This window comes from Kitasatospora sp. NPDC057936 (genome assembly GCF_042887525.1).
Taxonomy (GTDB): domain Bacteria; phylum Actinomycetota; class Actinomycetes; order Streptomycetales; family Streptomycetaceae; genus Kitasatospora.
Window position 1 is genome coordinate 108,270 of record NZ_JBHVPD010000009.1, and the last position, 13,459, is coordinate 121,728.

The 13,459-nt window shown below is 71.8% G+C and carries 11 protein-coding genes; 8 read left to right on the forward strand and 3 right to left on the reverse strand.

Going from position 1 to position 13,459, the window contains the following annotated elements; translation table 11 throughout:
* Positions 1 to 23: 23 nt before the first annotated feature.
* Together ACFVU9_RS07675 and ACFVU9_RS07680 are read right to left on the reverse strand one after the other, a co-directional pair.
* Entirely contained in the window at positions 24 to 542 is a 519-nt protein-coding gene (locus ACFVU9_RS07675; protein ID WP_380443673.1) for a hypothetical protein, read from the reverse strand.
* A gap of 13 nt (positions 543 to 555) precedes the next feature.
* The gene (locus tag ACFVU9_RS07680) at positions 556 to 1,635 is read right to left on the reverse strand and encodes an NlpC/P60 family protein (RefSeq protein ID WP_380491755.1); all 1,080 of its coding nucleotides are present in this window, start codon (positions 1,633 to 1,635) and stop codon (positions 556 to 558) included.
* 428 nt (positions 1,636 to 2,063) lie between these two features.
* Between ACFVU9_RS07680 and ACFVU9_RS07685 the strand changes: the two genes are divergently transcribed.
* From ACFVU9_RS07685 to ACFVU9_RS07720, 8 genes are read left to right on the forward strand one after another with little or no spacing between them, the layout of a single operon-like run.
* Complete coding sequence (locus ACFVU9_RS07685; protein ID WP_380443669.1) at positions 2,064 to 2,951, forward strand: hypothetical protein; 888 nt, start codon at positions 2,064 to 2,066, stop codon at positions 2,949 to 2,951.
* Positions 2,948 to 3,313 carry a hypothetical protein gene (locus ACFVU9_RS07690; RefSeq protein WP_380443667.1) on the forward strand — a complete coding sequence of 122 codons (366 nt, stop codon included), beginning with the start codon at positions 2,948 to 2,950 and terminating at the stop codon, positions 3,311 to 3,313. Before ACFVU9_RS07685 ends, ACFVU9_RS07690 begins: the two co-directional genes overlap by 4 nt.
* A complete protein-coding gene (locus ACFVU9_RS07695) occupies positions 3,313 to 4,086 on the forward strand; it encodes a hypothetical protein (protein ID WP_380491760.1) in 774 nt (257 codons plus the stop codon). The genes ACFVU9_RS07690 and ACFVU9_RS07695 overlap by 1 nt, the downstream gene beginning before the upstream one ends.
* Entirely contained in the window at positions 4,079 to 6,115 is a 2,037-nt protein-coding gene (locus ACFVU9_RS07700; protein ID WP_387591003.1) for a hypothetical protein, read from the forward strand. The genes ACFVU9_RS07695 and ACFVU9_RS07700 overlap by 8 nt, the downstream gene beginning before the upstream one ends.
* Before the next feature lie 4 nt (positions 6,116 to 6,119).
* Positions 6,120 to 7,652: an SCO6880 family protein gene (locus tag ACFVU9_RS07705; protein ID WP_380443661.1), complete on the forward strand. Its 1,533-nt coding sequence runs from the start codon at positions 6,120 to 6,122 to the stop codon at positions 7,650 to 7,652.
* Positions 7,652 to 9,211 (forward strand): type VI secretion protein, encoded by a 1,560-nt coding sequence (locus ACFVU9_RS07710; protein ID WP_380443659.1) that lies wholly within the window; start codon positions 7,652 to 7,654, stop codon positions 9,209 to 9,211. The genes ACFVU9_RS07705 and ACFVU9_RS07710 overlap by 1 nt, the downstream gene beginning before the upstream one ends.
* A gap of 1 nt (position 9,212) precedes the next feature.
* Entirely contained in the window at positions 9,213 to 10,928 is a 1,716-nt protein-coding gene (locus ACFVU9_RS07715; protein WP_387591006.1) for a type IV secretory system conjugative DNA transfer family protein, read from the forward strand.
* On the forward strand, positions 10,921 to 11,427 hold the full coding sequence (locus ACFVU9_RS07720) for a hypothetical protein (protein ID WP_387591009.1): 507 nt from the start codon (positions 10,921 to 10,923) through the stop codon (positions 11,425 to 11,427). Before ACFVU9_RS07715 ends, ACFVU9_RS07720 begins: the two co-directional genes overlap by 8 nt.
* Before the next feature lie 62 nt (positions 11,428 to 11,489).
* Here the strand turns inward: ACFVU9_RS07720 and ACFVU9_RS07725 are convergent, their stop codons facing one another.
* Positions 11,490 to 13,442 carry a hypothetical protein gene (locus tag ACFVU9_RS07725; protein ID WP_387591012.1) on the reverse strand — a complete coding sequence of 651 codons (1,953 nt, stop codon included), beginning with the start codon at positions 13,440 to 13,442 and terminating at the stop codon, positions 11,490 to 11,492.
* Positions 13,443 to 13,459: the final 17 nt, after the last annotated feature.

Here is a 13,459-nt window from a genome sequence, read left to right on the forward strand (position 1 = left end):
TTGCGAGGCCCGCCGTCGGTGCCCTACCCGGTCAGGTACGCCTTGACCTCCCACGTGGGCGGTGCGTCGGTTCCGGCCACGGCCGCGAGCACGGGCAGGATCTCGTGGCCGACGGCGGTGCGTTCGGCCGGGTCGGGGATCTCCCGCCAGTCGGACAGCGCGTGCTTGGCGCTCGCCCTGGCCCGTGGCGAGCCCACGCCGCCGGTGGCGATGTGCAGGCCCGCGGTGTGGAGGTGCCAGCGGGCGGCCTCCGTGCGACGGCCCTGGCGGCGCGCGATCAGGCCGCGGAGTTCGCGGACGTTCGCGACGTTGGGGTCGGTCGGTCCGAGTGCCGCGGTGACGTCCTGGTCGAGCACACCCGCCTTGGCGGCCACGGCCGCCAGGACGTCGGTGTCCGACGTCCGGTCGAGCAGCCCGGTCAACTCGGCGAAGCGGTCCGCGAAGTCGGGTGTGACCGCGGGCAGGCCGGCCGGCTCCGGTGCGGCCCAGAACGCGGGTGTCACCGTCCCCCAGGGGTGGGCCGGTTGGTCCTCGTGAAGCAACGTTTCTCCTGTCCTACCACTGCACCACGCGGACGACGTGGGTGATCCGCGTGAGTGCCGATGTGCTGTTGCGCCAGCCGCTGTAGGCGACGGTACGGGTCTGGACGCCGGTGCGCGGGGCCTCGACGATCCAGCCGTTGCCCACGTACATGCCGACGTGGCCCGGGGAGTCGTCCGAGCCGTCCGAGCCGGCGTTGAAGACCAGGTCGCCCGGTTTGACGTCGTCCGGCGACACCCGGGTGCCGGTCTTGACCTGCTCGAACGTCGTCCGGGGCAGGGTGACGCCGGCGTGTGCGTAGGCCTGCTGCATCAGGCTGGAGCAGTCGCACCGGCCCTGGGTGTTGTCGCCGAACGGGTTCGTGCAGTCGCCGCCCCACTGGTACCAGCCACCGCGCTGGGCGAGGGCCCATGCCACGGCGGTCCTGACCGCCTGCGGGGTGTCGGCGGGCAGCTGGTAGTCGGCGGGGAGCTGAACGGGCACGGTGTCCTCGGACTGCGTGTACTTCCGGACGTCCGCCATGATCTTCTTCACGTAGTCGTAGGTCTGGCCCTGCGCGAACGACGCGGGGGGCACGCCCTTGTACTGGTCGACGCGGCCCCACCCGGCGTTGTAGCCGGCCAGCGCGAGTTCGATGGCGCTGCCGTTGTAGTCCGGGTGCTGCTTGGCGGTCTTCAGGAGGCTGCACATGAAGCGGCCCTGGGCGGCGATCGCGTCCTTCGGCTCCCAGACGCTGCCGCCGTTGCCCCAGCTCGCCCACGTCTCCGGGGTGAACTGGGCGATCCCCTGGGCCTGTCCGGAGTTGGCGCGCGGATCGAACGCGGACTCGGCGTTGATCTGTGCGGCCAGGACGCCCGCGCTCAACCCCTGGTCGCAAGCGGCCGCGGCCTGTTTGACGAACTCCGCGTACTGCTCCGGCACACCACCGGGTCCGGTGCGAAGAGTGGCCACCGACACCACCGGGGCCACACCGCCACCGCCGCCCTTCTCGTCGTCGGCGGCGACGGCGACGACCATGACCAGTCCGACTCCAAGAGCCAGCGGACTCAGGCCGACGGCCGCGACCGCCAACACCAGCCCAGATTTGACCTGCACTCAGACCCCCCTCGGTCAGAACCCCTCCGGACAACGCCGATTGCCCGCAGACAACCCCCTTCGTGCAAGCGGACGCGCCATTCTCACACCCGACTGCGACATCCACCGCAGGGCATCGTCCCTGCTCGGGGGCGTCCCGCCGGTTCGGGTGCCGGGCCGCTCACGGTTTCGGCATTGTCACAGGTGTGACCGATGATCAGGAACCGAGCGCGTGCGACAAACGTTCGGCTCCGACATTAGACTGCGGGGCCGAGACGGACGGTGACGGGGGTGTTACCGGGCCTGTGCCCCATCCAAGGGGCGGGGGAGAGGCCTGTCATGAGTACCCGTACTCATGACAGCCACGGCTCGCTCGGGAAGCCTGACCGGAGCGTGACTGTCCGCTAGCAATATTCGGGGGAGCGTTGGCAAGGAAAGCTGTCCCGTCCGTGGTGATCGCCCCCCACGGACGGGTCGTGGTGCCCGTCCTGGCGGCCGTCGGCGGCAGCGGGCGGTCGACGGTCGCGGGTTTGCTGGGCGTCGGGCTCGCCCAGGCGGCGGCCGGCGTCGTCCTGGACCTCGCGCCGCGTTTGGCCTCGCCGTGGCCCACGTGGGCGACGGAACCCGGGACCGGGCTCGCGTCCGTCCCGCCCGACGCACCACTGAGCAGGCGTCATGTCCTGGCGGCGGCAACTCGCTTTCCGGCCCCGGCCGGGGCCGGCTGGCACGTGCTGACCGATCACCAGGACTGGAGCGCTCCACCGCTGGCCCTGCCCGAGGCACCCGCCGCGTGGCACCAGCTGGCCGCCATCGGCGGCTGGCAGGCCGTGATCGCGGACACCGCACACCCGGTCGCGCACGACATCGTCGCCTCCCGCGCCGCCGGCAGCTCCGGCCTGACCGCCGCCTGGTGCGCGCTTCCGGTGAGCGTTCCCGTCCTGTGCGCGGCGGCCACCGCCTCCGGCATGGCCGCCCTGCAGACCGCGCTGACGGCCGCCTCGGCCGACGGGCTGCCCCTCGACCGCATGGTCGTCGCCCTCGTGTCCACCGGTGACGGCCGAACCCCCGCGCCCGTCCGTGCGGGGGAGACCATGCTGGCGCCCCGCGTCGCGGCCGTCGTCCGGGTCCCGTTCGACCCGGACATCCGCGCCAGGGGCCTGCGGGACGCCGCCCGGCTGGGCTCCGGGTCGCTCCAGGCCGCCGACCAGCTCGCCCGGGCCGTGCTCGGCTCCGCCCACACCAGTTGGGGCGACCCGCTGCCGCCCGCCACCCAACCGGCGGCGGCCCCTCTTCAGATCCAATCCGTTCAACCCGTAGAAAGAGTCCTGCTGCCGTGAGCCAGACCCTCCACGTCCTGAACACGCTGATGTCCGACCCGCATTCGCACATCCTCGCCGCCGGACCGTCGCCCGAGCCGACGTCGATCGAGAACCCGATCCCGGACTTCAAGCCGACGCTGCCGGAGAACGTGAAGAGCCCGACCGGCACGATCCTCGGCTGGGTCGCCGGCGGCGGCCTGGCGCTCGCCGTCCTCGGCGGGCTGCTGGGCTGGGCGGCCGTCGCCATCGGCGAGAACTCCGAGCGCGGCGGCATGGCGGCCCGCGGCAAGAAGGCCATCGTCATGAGCCTGATCTCGGGCATCGGCATCGCCTGCACCAGCGGGCTCATCTTCGCCGCCTACAAGATGGCGGCCGCCTGATGGACCGCCACGACCGCGCGGCGCGCAGGGCGCGCCTTCGGCTGATCGGGATCGGCGTCGTGGCCGGCGCCGTCATCGCGGTGGGCGGCGTCGCCGTCGTCCGCGGCATGTCCGACGACGGGAAGGACGGCAAGCCGGCCGCCTCCCCGACCGCCACGGCGAGTACGGGGCCCGCCACGTCGGCGAGCCCGTCGGCGACCAAGACGCTGACCCCGAACACGGCCAAACCGGTTCATCTGAACAAGCCGACCGGACAGAAGGACGGCGCCTCGATCGGATTTCCGCGCTTCGGTTTCGGTGCGATGTCGGCTGCGGTCTACCACCTCGACGAACTGAGCGTGCTGGACGACGACATGGTTCGTCGTCAGCTCGCCGTCACCACGGCCAAGGGCAGCGAGGCGAGCATCGACAAGGCCGTCAGCGAGGTGCGCAAGCTTCGTGAGACGGTCGGCCTGCCGTCCTCGGGGGGCACCCCGGCCGGCATGACGATCAGCACCAATGTGGACGCCGCGCAGGCCTGGGCGCTCGACGACGACGGCCTGGTGATCAACGTCTGGATGCACTACAGCCGCACGGCCACCCTGCCCAAGGCCGCCTCGGACGACAGCCCTCTCAAGAACCAGCTGACCGATGTCGTCCTGATCTGGGAGGACGGTGACTGGAAGATCACCACGGATCCGAAGTGGGTCGCCAAGCGTTTCACCCCGGCGCCCTACAACCCCGACTCGCCGACGTCCCTCAAGGACGGCTGGCTGGTGGTGATCCGTGACTGACCGCGGGCTCCTCCGCCTGCTGACCGTCCTGCTCGCCGCGCTCATGTCCGTGGGAGCGCTGGCCGCGCCTGCCGCGTTGGCCGACAGCCCGACCGTCCATGCCCCGAATGGTCCGCCCGACAGCCCGTCGAAGGAATGGCTCTCGCAGTGGAACGACCGAAGCGACAGCAGCATCGGCGTCGACAAGGACAACCACTGGTGCATGATGCCCGAGGCCGACAACTGCAGGCCCTACAAGAAGCCCGACCTCTACGACAAGTGCGAGGAGAGCGGGAACGCGGACGAGCGGAAGAAGGCCTGCGACGACCCGAACATCACCGCAGCACGCAAGCAGCGTGAGCTCGACAAGCTCAAGGACTGGGAAGCCACGACGGACCACGGCATCGCGGGCTATCAGAAGTACGTCGACGCCATGGGGAAGTGCATCGAAGGGGGCATGAACTTCCAGGACTGCAACGTGCATAACGCGGACCTTCTGATACCGTCCGGCGGCCTGGGGGACTGGGTGGCCGGCAAGATCAGCAAGCTGGCCGCCGACGCGATGCGGGAGATCGCGGGCTACATCGGCGAGGGCACGGTCTGGCTCCTCCAGCAGTTCGCCGACGCCTTCAACGACGCCTCCACGATCAACCTGGGCGGGACCGGGATCAGCCACATGACCGGGATCATGACGGTCCTGTCGGTCGTGATCGCCACGTTCCTGATGCTGATCCAGTTCGGCAAGGTCGCGGTGAGCCAACAGGGTGCGCCGCTGGCGACCGTGCTGAAGGGACTGGGCAAGTACGCGCTGGTACTCGGGGTGTACGCGGGATCGGCGCAGATCATCCTGCGGTGGATCGATCAGGTGTCGATCTGGATCATCGACCAGTCGTTCACCCAGGTCGGCCCCGAGCACCAGGACGCGGCGACGGTCATGAAGACGAAGCTGGCCGGCATGTTCGCCGGTCTGGTGACGGCCGGCGGCGCACAGTCCGTGGGCGCGAGCCTGGTGACCGGGGAAGGCGTGCTGAGTCAGGCCGTGGGCGTGGTCATCGTCCTCGGGATCCTGGCGATCCTGGTGGTCGGCGCGCTGTGGATCGAGGTGCTGATGCGCCAGGCCGGGATCATGGTGCTGATGGTCGCCATGCCCGTGGCGGTCGCCGGGCAGTTGTCCGACGAGACCCAGGAGTGGTGGCCCAAGGCCCGGCGGGCCTTCACCGCGATGGCGCTCGCGAAGCTGGCGATCGTGGTGTGCTTCGGTATCGGGTTCGAGGCGATGGGCACCGCCAGCGGCATCCGGAACGTGATCGTCGGCCTGATCGTCTTCCTCCTCGCCGCGGTCGCCTGGCCGGTGCTGGCGCGGTTCCTGACGATGGTGGAGGCCGGCGGCGGCAACAGCGTGGCCGCCGGAATGATCTCCTCTGTGGGCTCCACCATGGGAGCCGCGTTCGGCGGCTTCGCCGGCGGGGCCGCCGGTGTGGCCGGAGCCGGTGCGGTCGGCGGCGGGTCCGGGTTCACCAAGGCCCTGGAGGAGGACAGCGCCTCGGCCTCGGGCAGCGGTTCCAACAGCCGTTCCCGCAAGTTCCTCTCCGGCATGGGCAGCGGAATCGGCACCGGGATCGGCCTCGGCCTGCAGCTCGCCGCCGCCGGCGCGAGCACGCTGGAGGGCGCGGCGGCGAACACCGCCGCGAACGCCGGACTGGGTGCCCCCGGCAACGGCCACGCCTCCGTGGTCCCGCCCCGCAAGGGCGGCGGTGGCGCAGCACCTGCGGTGCAGCAGGATGCCCAAGGCAGCGACGCGGACACCCCTGCGGAGACGCAGGGCCCGGCTCCGCAAGGTACGGGCGAGGCAGAGGTGCCGCAGCCGGCCGCGTCCGCAGGAACGACGCCGACCCTGGTCGACGCCTCGCCGCCGACGCTCGTCGACACGTCACCGCCCACGAGTACGGGCACCGTGCGGCTCACCACCGGCCCCGTCCGTCCGGCCGCGCCGACGGAGTCCGCCCCACCACCGCCCACCACGCCGCTGCCGAAGCCGAAGGGGGACTGATCCCGTGTCCCTGACCCACAGTGAGCCGGACACCTACACCGGCTGGCAGCGGGAGAAGTCCGGCTTCATCGGCGAGTTGTCCGGCGTGGGCTTCGCCCTGATGGCCGCCGCCTCGGTCGTCGCCCTGATCCCGATCTACCAGCACAGCTGGACGGCCGCCTTCGTGGCGCTCCCGCTCGCCGGCCTGCTGCTCCTCCTGGCTTACGGCCGTGTGATGGGCCTGGCCGCCGAGGAGTGGGTGCTGCTGGCGGTCCGGTACCAGCTCGCCGTCGCCACCAAGCGGAACGTGTTCTACAGCGGGGTGTTCGCCCCAGCCGACAAGGAAGGCAACCAGCCGATGGACCTGCCCGGCGTGCTCGCGCGCCTGCGCATCCTGACCGCACCGGACGGCCAGGGCGGCACGCTCGGCATCGTCCACAACCCGATCGACAACACCTACACCCTCGTCGCCCGCGTCACCTTCCCGGGCCTGGCCCTGGTCGACACCGCCCGGCAGAACGCCCGGGTCCGTCAGTGGGCGGCCTTCCTGCGCAGCCAGTGCAAGGAGGACGGCTCGATCGTCCGCATCCAGGTGCACCAGCGCAGCCTGCCGGACGACGGCGAGGCGCTGCGGTCCTGGACGAACCGGCACACCGCCGCCGACGCCCCGGCCGCCGCCGTCCAGGCCCTCGGCGAGCTGATGGTCTCGGCGGGTCCGGCGGCGACGATCCGTGAGACGTACCTGTCGGTCACGCTGTCGTCGGTCCGTGCGCGGCTGGCGGTACGCGGTGCCGGTGGTGGACAGGTCGGCGCAGCCGCGGTGCTGGTGCGGGAGTTCCACGCCATGCACGGGTCGCTGAGCAGCGCGGGCCTCCAGGTGGTGGAGCTCCTGGACCCGCGCCGGGTGGCGGCCGTGATCCGCACCGCGTACGACCCGGAGGCGCAGCAGATGCTGGCGGTCCGTTCGGCGGCGTCCGACGACGCGTCGTACGCGGGCACGGCTCCCGGTGTGGATCCGGCGCTGGCCGGGCCGGCGGCGGCGGAGTACACGTGGGGCATGTACCGGCACGACGGGGCGTGGACGGTCACGTACCAGGTGCGGAACTTCCCGCAGTCCGAGGTGTACGCGACGTTCCTGCAGCCGTTGCTGCGGCCGAGGACGAACGCGCGGCGGTCGATGTCGCTGGTCTACGAGCCGATCGGCCCTGCCCGTGCGCGCAAGGAGCTGAGCCGGGAGAAGACGCGGCGGCAGTCCGCGCGGGCGCTGCGGGCGAAGACGGGCCGGGCGGAGTCGGAGGACGAGCGCCGCGAGTCGGAGATCGCGCGGGCGCAGGACATCGCGCGTGCGTCCGGTCAGGGCGTGGTGCGGATGGTGGCGCTGATCGCGGTCACCGTCACGGACCCGGAGGAGCTGGAGACGGCCTGCGCCGAGCTGCAGGCGGACGCGAGTGACGCCGGTCTGGAACTGCGGCGCTGCTGGGGCGCGATGGACGACGCGTTCGCCGCCGCCGCGCTGCCGCTCGGCATGGGGCTGCCGCCGCGAAGGGTGGCGATCTGATGGCGGGGTTCCCGTTCACGCGCCGCCGGGACGGACGCGACACCGTCCTCGAATCGACCCGCGTGGCCGATCTGTTCGAGCCGGACGACCAAGCGCCGACGCAGCGGCAGCCCACCGCCCGCGAGTTGCGGCGGGCCCGGCTGCTGGAGGACCCGGCGACGGCGATGCGGATCGCGCCGAAGAAGGGCTGGCACCAGCCGTTCGCGGGCCGGGCGGCCTCGCACGCGAAGGCCGAGGTGTTCCGTGCGGACACCGGCCGGGCGTCCGGCATCTACCCGTTCCTGCACGCGGCGTCGCTGCCGCCGGTCGGCGCGTACATCGGGTTCAACACGCTCACGATGCAGGCGTTCTCCGCGCATCCGAGCGTGTGGGTGCAGGAGGGGCTGGCCACCAACCCGAACGTGATCCTGACCGGCATCCCCGGCAGCGGGAAGAGCGCCCACGTCAAGGCGCTGTGCTTCCGCCTGATGGCGTTCGGGCACCGCACGCTCATCGCCGGGGACGTCAAGGGCGAGTACGCGGCGCTCTGCCGCCACCTGGGCACCGAGCCGGTGCGGCTGGGCCCCGGGCTGTCCGGCCGGCTCAATCCGCTGGACGCCGGCCCGCTGGGCCAGGACCTCCACCTGATCAAGGACGACGCCGAGCTCCAGGCCCGGCTCACCGAGATCCACCGCCGCCGCCTCACCCTCTGCAAGGCGCTGCTGGAGCTCCAGTTGAAGCGGGTGCTCCAGCCGCAGGAGGAGGAGTGCCTGGACGTCGCCGTGCGCGAGGTCACCGGCGCGCTGGCCGGCGCCGGGCACACCCGCCTCGACACCCCGACCCTCCCGGCCGTCTACCAGGTCCTCAAGGACCCGACCGAGGCCATGGCCCGGGAGCTGCGCGTGCGCGGCGACGACGTCCAGACGGCACGCGAGCAGATGGCGAGCATCCGCTCCGCTCTCGGCTCGATGATCTCCGGGCACCTCGGCGGCCTGTTTGACGAGAAGACGTCCGTTTCCCTGGACTGGGACGCGCCCATCCAGAGCGTGGACATCTCCGCCCTCCAGCAGTACGGCGACGAGGTCGTCGCGATGGTGCTGACCTGCGTCTCCTCCTGGGCGCAGAGCGCCATCGACCGTCCGGGCCGCCCGTGGATCATCGTGCGCGACGAGCTGTGGCGGCAGATGCAGTCGGGCGGGTCGTCGATGGTCCGCAAGATCGACGCCGACCTGCGCCTGAGCCGTGCGACCGGCACCATCCAGCTGCTCGCGACGCACCGGTTGAGCGATTTCGAGGCGGTCGGCGCGGCCGGCTCCGAGGCCGTCGCCATCGCCAAGGACCTGATCGCCAGCTGCGAGACCCGGATCCAGCTCGCCCAGGACACCAAGCCGCTGAACCTCACCCGCGAGGCGATCGGCCTCACCGACGCCGAGTGCGACCTGATCGGCTCCTGGGGCGCCGGGCAGCGCGGACGGGCGCTGTGGAAGGTCGGGCGGGGCGGTGGCTCGCACGCCGTACAGCTCCTGCTGTCGCGCACCGAGCGGGAGTTGTTCGAGACCGACGAGAAGATGGTGATCTGAGGTGGCCTCCGACAACCGGGTGGACGACGGCACGTTCCTGTTCGGGCTCGCCGCCGGAGCGGTCGTCTCGCTGGGCGCGGTGTCGCTCGCGGCCGGTGCCCTGGCGGGGCTGCTGTCCGGGGGCGGTCTGCCGAAGATGACCGCGTCCGTGCCCGAGACGCTGCTGCTGTCCGTCGCGCAGGGGCCGGCTTCCGTCTACCGGCCGGCCCCGCCCGCCTGGCTCTTCTATACGGTCTTCGGCCTGCTGGTCGTGCTGCTGGCCGTCCTCGCCGGGGTGGTCGTGCGGCGCCTCGGCCGTCGCCGTCGTCGTTCGCTGGCGGGCGGTGCGACCTGGGGCGGTGCCAAGATCGAGAAGGAGATGGCCCTGCCCGACGCCCCGGCCGAACGCCCGGACCGCATCACCGCGGGGCGCGGCCGGGAGACCCGGAAGATCGTCGGCGTCATCGAACGCAGCGCGAGCGCCATCGCGTTCGGCCCGCCCGGCTCCGCGAAGACCTCCGGCCTGCTCGCCCCGAACGCGGCCGAGTGGCAGGGCCCGGCACTGGTGACGACCACCAAGGCCTCGGACCTGGAGGAGATCTACGCCGCCCGCAGCCACATCGGCCCGGTCTGGGTGATCGCCCCGGCGGGGCTGCCCGCCGGGCCGTGGCTGACCGCGCACTGGTCGCCGGTGGACTACGCCGTCGACGACGAGGCCGCCGAGCGCATGGCCGAGTGGATGGCCGACGCGAGCCAGAAGACGTACGACCCGAAGGCGGAGCCGTGGCTGATCCAGGCCCGTGCCATCGTGGCCGGACTGCTGCTGGCCTCCCGGGCGTCCAAGGGCGGCATCAAGTCGTTCCGGCGCTGGCTCACCCAGGGCGAGGCGGCGGTCGACCACGTCCGCGCGATCCTGGAGGAGGACCACCCGGAGGCGGCGCTCGACTACGCGCAGCCCTGGACGACGCTGCACGACGACGGCAAGGGCTCCGTCCAGTTCACCCTGAACGTCCTCGCGGCGACGTACCGCAGCACGGGCATCCGCGAGGCCGCCGAGCGGACCGACTTCAGCGCCGAGGAACTGCTGGAACGCAACGGCACGCTCGTGCTGATCGCGGCGCCCTCACAGGCCGACCGCTTCGCGCCCTACTTCACCTCGCTGATCGCCGCGGTCCTCCACGCCGCCGAGGCCCGCTACGAGAAGCTCGGCCGCCACCCCGACCGCTCGCTCGGCCTGTTCGTCGACGAGGCCGGCAACTTCCTGCGCTACCCGAAGCTGCCCAACGTGCTCACCACCGGCCGCGGCATGGGCATCACCGTGCTGAGCATCTGGCACGACTACTCGCAGCTCGCCGGCCGGATGGGCCGTGAAGGCGCCAAGACCATCATCTCGGCGAGCACGCTGCGGCTGCTGCTGCCCGGCATGGCCGACGACGAGACGATGCGCTACATGTCGTTCCTGTTCGGCCGGGAACTCGTGGAGAGGACCAGCCACACCACCGGCACCGGCCGCGACTCCACCTCGACCAACGTCGTCGAGTCGGACCTGCTGCCCGTCCACCAACTGCGCGAGATCCCCGAACACACCGCGATCGCGCTGTACTTCAACCGGCCGCCGATCCGGGTGCGCATGCGCCTGACCTGGCGCGACCCGGACGTCAAGGCGTGGCTGGCCCGGCCGGCCGCGCCGCGGGCGGACGCGGTCCCGCACCAGGCCCTGGAGGCCACCGATGCATGACCTCACCGCCGGAATCACCGGCACCCCGCCGAGGCGGTGGGTGTGGTCGGCGATGACGCCCGCCGACCGGCAGCAGCGCCTCGTCGAACTCGCCCCGTGGGTGGACTGGCTGATCACCCACCACCACCTGCACCGGAAGATCCCGCGCTGCTGGTACCGGGACGGCCACGAGCCCGTCCTGGAGATCCTGGCGGGCCTCTACCTCGGCTGGGTCCGCACCTACTGCGGCGACCCCGCCCGGACGGGCACCTTCGGCGAACTCGCGTGGATCAAGGAGCTGCACTCCGTCACCCCGTACCTCGCCGCCCCGACCTGCGAGGACGGCCACCAGGAACCGCCGCCCAGGAAGAAGCCCACGGGCGAAGCACTGTCCGACTGGCTCGACGACGACCCGCCCCGGATCGCCGCCGCGCCGTCCCACCCGGCCGAGGTCGAGGCCAACCGGCTCGCCGCCGCGGACGCCGCGCAGGCGGCGACGCCGGGCGGCTGGCCGGCCTGAGAGGACACCGAATGCGCCTCGCCCCCGCCGGAAGGACCGGTGGGGGCGAGGCGCATTCGGCCCTACCGGGCGGATCCGCTCCGGTGCTGGGAGTGGCTCTGCACCGGTGCGGGCTGCTGCACCTGCTGGTGCGGCACCGCCGCCCGTTGGGCTGCTTGGACCCGCTGGGCATCCTCGGCGAGGCGCTGCGCGGGCGGCTGAGCGGCACGCCTGGACAGCTCCTGCTGGATCTGCCCGACGGCGGTCTCCAGCCCAGCTGCCCGCTGGTGCGCCTCCTGCGCCTGTGAGCGGGCCGACTCCAGGCCGCGCTCGCGCGCTGCGGTCGTGCGAGCCAGCACCTCGGCCGGATTGCCACCGGCCTGCTGCCAGGCCGCCAGTACGGCGTAGTGCTCCGAGGCGTCCCCGGCCGCACGCACGCTCACCTGCAGCTGCTCCCGCGCGGCGGCGAGGCGCTGATCCCCGGTCTGCACGGCCACGCCGAGCTGCGCGAGCTGCTGCTCGAGGGCCTCACGGTCGGCTCCGCGAACGGCGGGCCTCCCGAACCCGCCCCGCTCCGCCAACCGCTCCTCCACGGCCCCGGCCTGCTGCCTGGCCCGGTCGAGGTCCCCGGCCAACCGGTCGACACGGGCCGCGTCCGTCCGGCTCTGCAAGATCGCCTCCACCTGCCCCGCACGGGCGGCAACCCGCTGCTCCACCTCACCACCCGGCGCGAGCGCGGCCGCGATCTCCCCGACCCGCCCCTCGGCCGCCACGGCCTGCTGCCGGGCGCCCTCCGCCTCCCCGACAGCCCGGCCGAGCGCCGCACCGAGGTCGGCGTCCGGCACGTCCCCGTAGGGCAGCGGTCGAGTCGAGGCGCGGACGAAGTCGGCCCGGCTCGCCCGGTCGGGGAACTGCTCCATCCGGGACCAGGCCTGGGCGGCTTGCTCCTCCGAGATCCCCTGTTCTGCGAGGTGGTCCCGCAACTCGCTGTAGACCGGGTGGTCGACGCGGCGTACGACGCTGTCGAGTACGGTCTTCAGCTGCGGGTCGACCTCGGGGCTGCGGTCGACCCACTGCCGTACGGCGTCGGTGAACTGCGCCCGCTCCCGCATCCGTTCGGCCAGCCAGGTGGCATCCATGGGGCCGAGGGCGGCGCGCTCCGCTGCGGCGTCGTACACGGCGACCAGCGCTGCAGCCTTGATGGCCTCGCGCGTCAGCGGATCCCGGAACCGTTCCGGGACAAGCGACGGATTGAAGCCGCGGAGCGCATCCGGGATGTCCCGCTGACGCCGCTGCTGGGGACCGTCGACGGTCACGCTGCGCGGAGTGTCCATCGGGCTGTGGAGAGTGTGCTCGATGACGTTGATGGGTTCCTTGCTGGCGAACGTCCACCCCTGGTTGGGATGGAGGTCGTCGAAGGGGTACCCCTTGCCCTCACCGGTCTGTTCGGCCTTCAGGTGGACGACGTAGCCGATCTTGCGATCGGGATTCGGATCATCCGGAGCGGCTCCGAAGAAGGCGTAGCGACCCTCGAAGTCGGTCCGCGGGTAAGCGGCGGCCAGGAGTTCCTGCACCGTACCCTTGTAGCTGCTGTCGACGAGTGTCAGACGGCTGCCGGGTATGCCGACGGGTACGTTCTCGTCGTCGAGATAGTCCGTCAGGGCGCGGTGGGCTCCGAGGACGCTGTCGGGAGCCACCCGGTCACGTGTTCCCCGGAACCCTTCGACGTCGGGGAACTGCTTTCCCCTGTTCTGCTCGAGATCCTGAAGCGCGGCCTCTGCTATGACGCGCGATAGCACGACCTCGCGGCAGCTTCTTGCGAAGAATTCCGGATCCAGCGCACGTGTGGCGGCGGCGAAGCTGTGTCCATCCCGTCCGAGAAAGACGACGAGGCGTCCTTGTTCGGCATCCGCTTTGAGATCGGGAAGCATCTCGGCCGCGATGGAGGTGATGAACGGCCCGTGGAAGCGACGGAAGACGTCGTAAGCCTCCGTGACGGCTCGTCTACCAGCGGGCGTGAGCTGGTAGTTGTCCATCAACGCCGTGATGGTTG

Excerpts from the sequence above, each read along its gene's own strand:
- ACFVU9_RS07725 (WP_387591012.1), bottom strand. The coding sequence starts at position 13,442 with ATGGACAACTACCAGCTCACGCCCGCTGGTAGACGAGCCGTCACGGAG.
- ACFVU9_RS07710 (WP_380443659.1), top strand. The coding sequence starts at position 7,652 with ATGGCGGGGTTCCCGTTCACGCGCCGCCGGGACGGACGCGACACCGTC.
- ACFVU9_RS07720 (WP_387591009.1), top strand. The coding sequence starts at position 10,921 with ATGCATGACCTCACCGCCGGAATCACCGGCACCCCGCCGAGGCGGTGG.
- ACFVU9_RS07695 (WP_380491760.1), top strand. The coding sequence starts at position 3,313 with ATGGACCGCCACGACCGCGCGGCGCGCAGGGCGCGCCTTCGGCTGATC.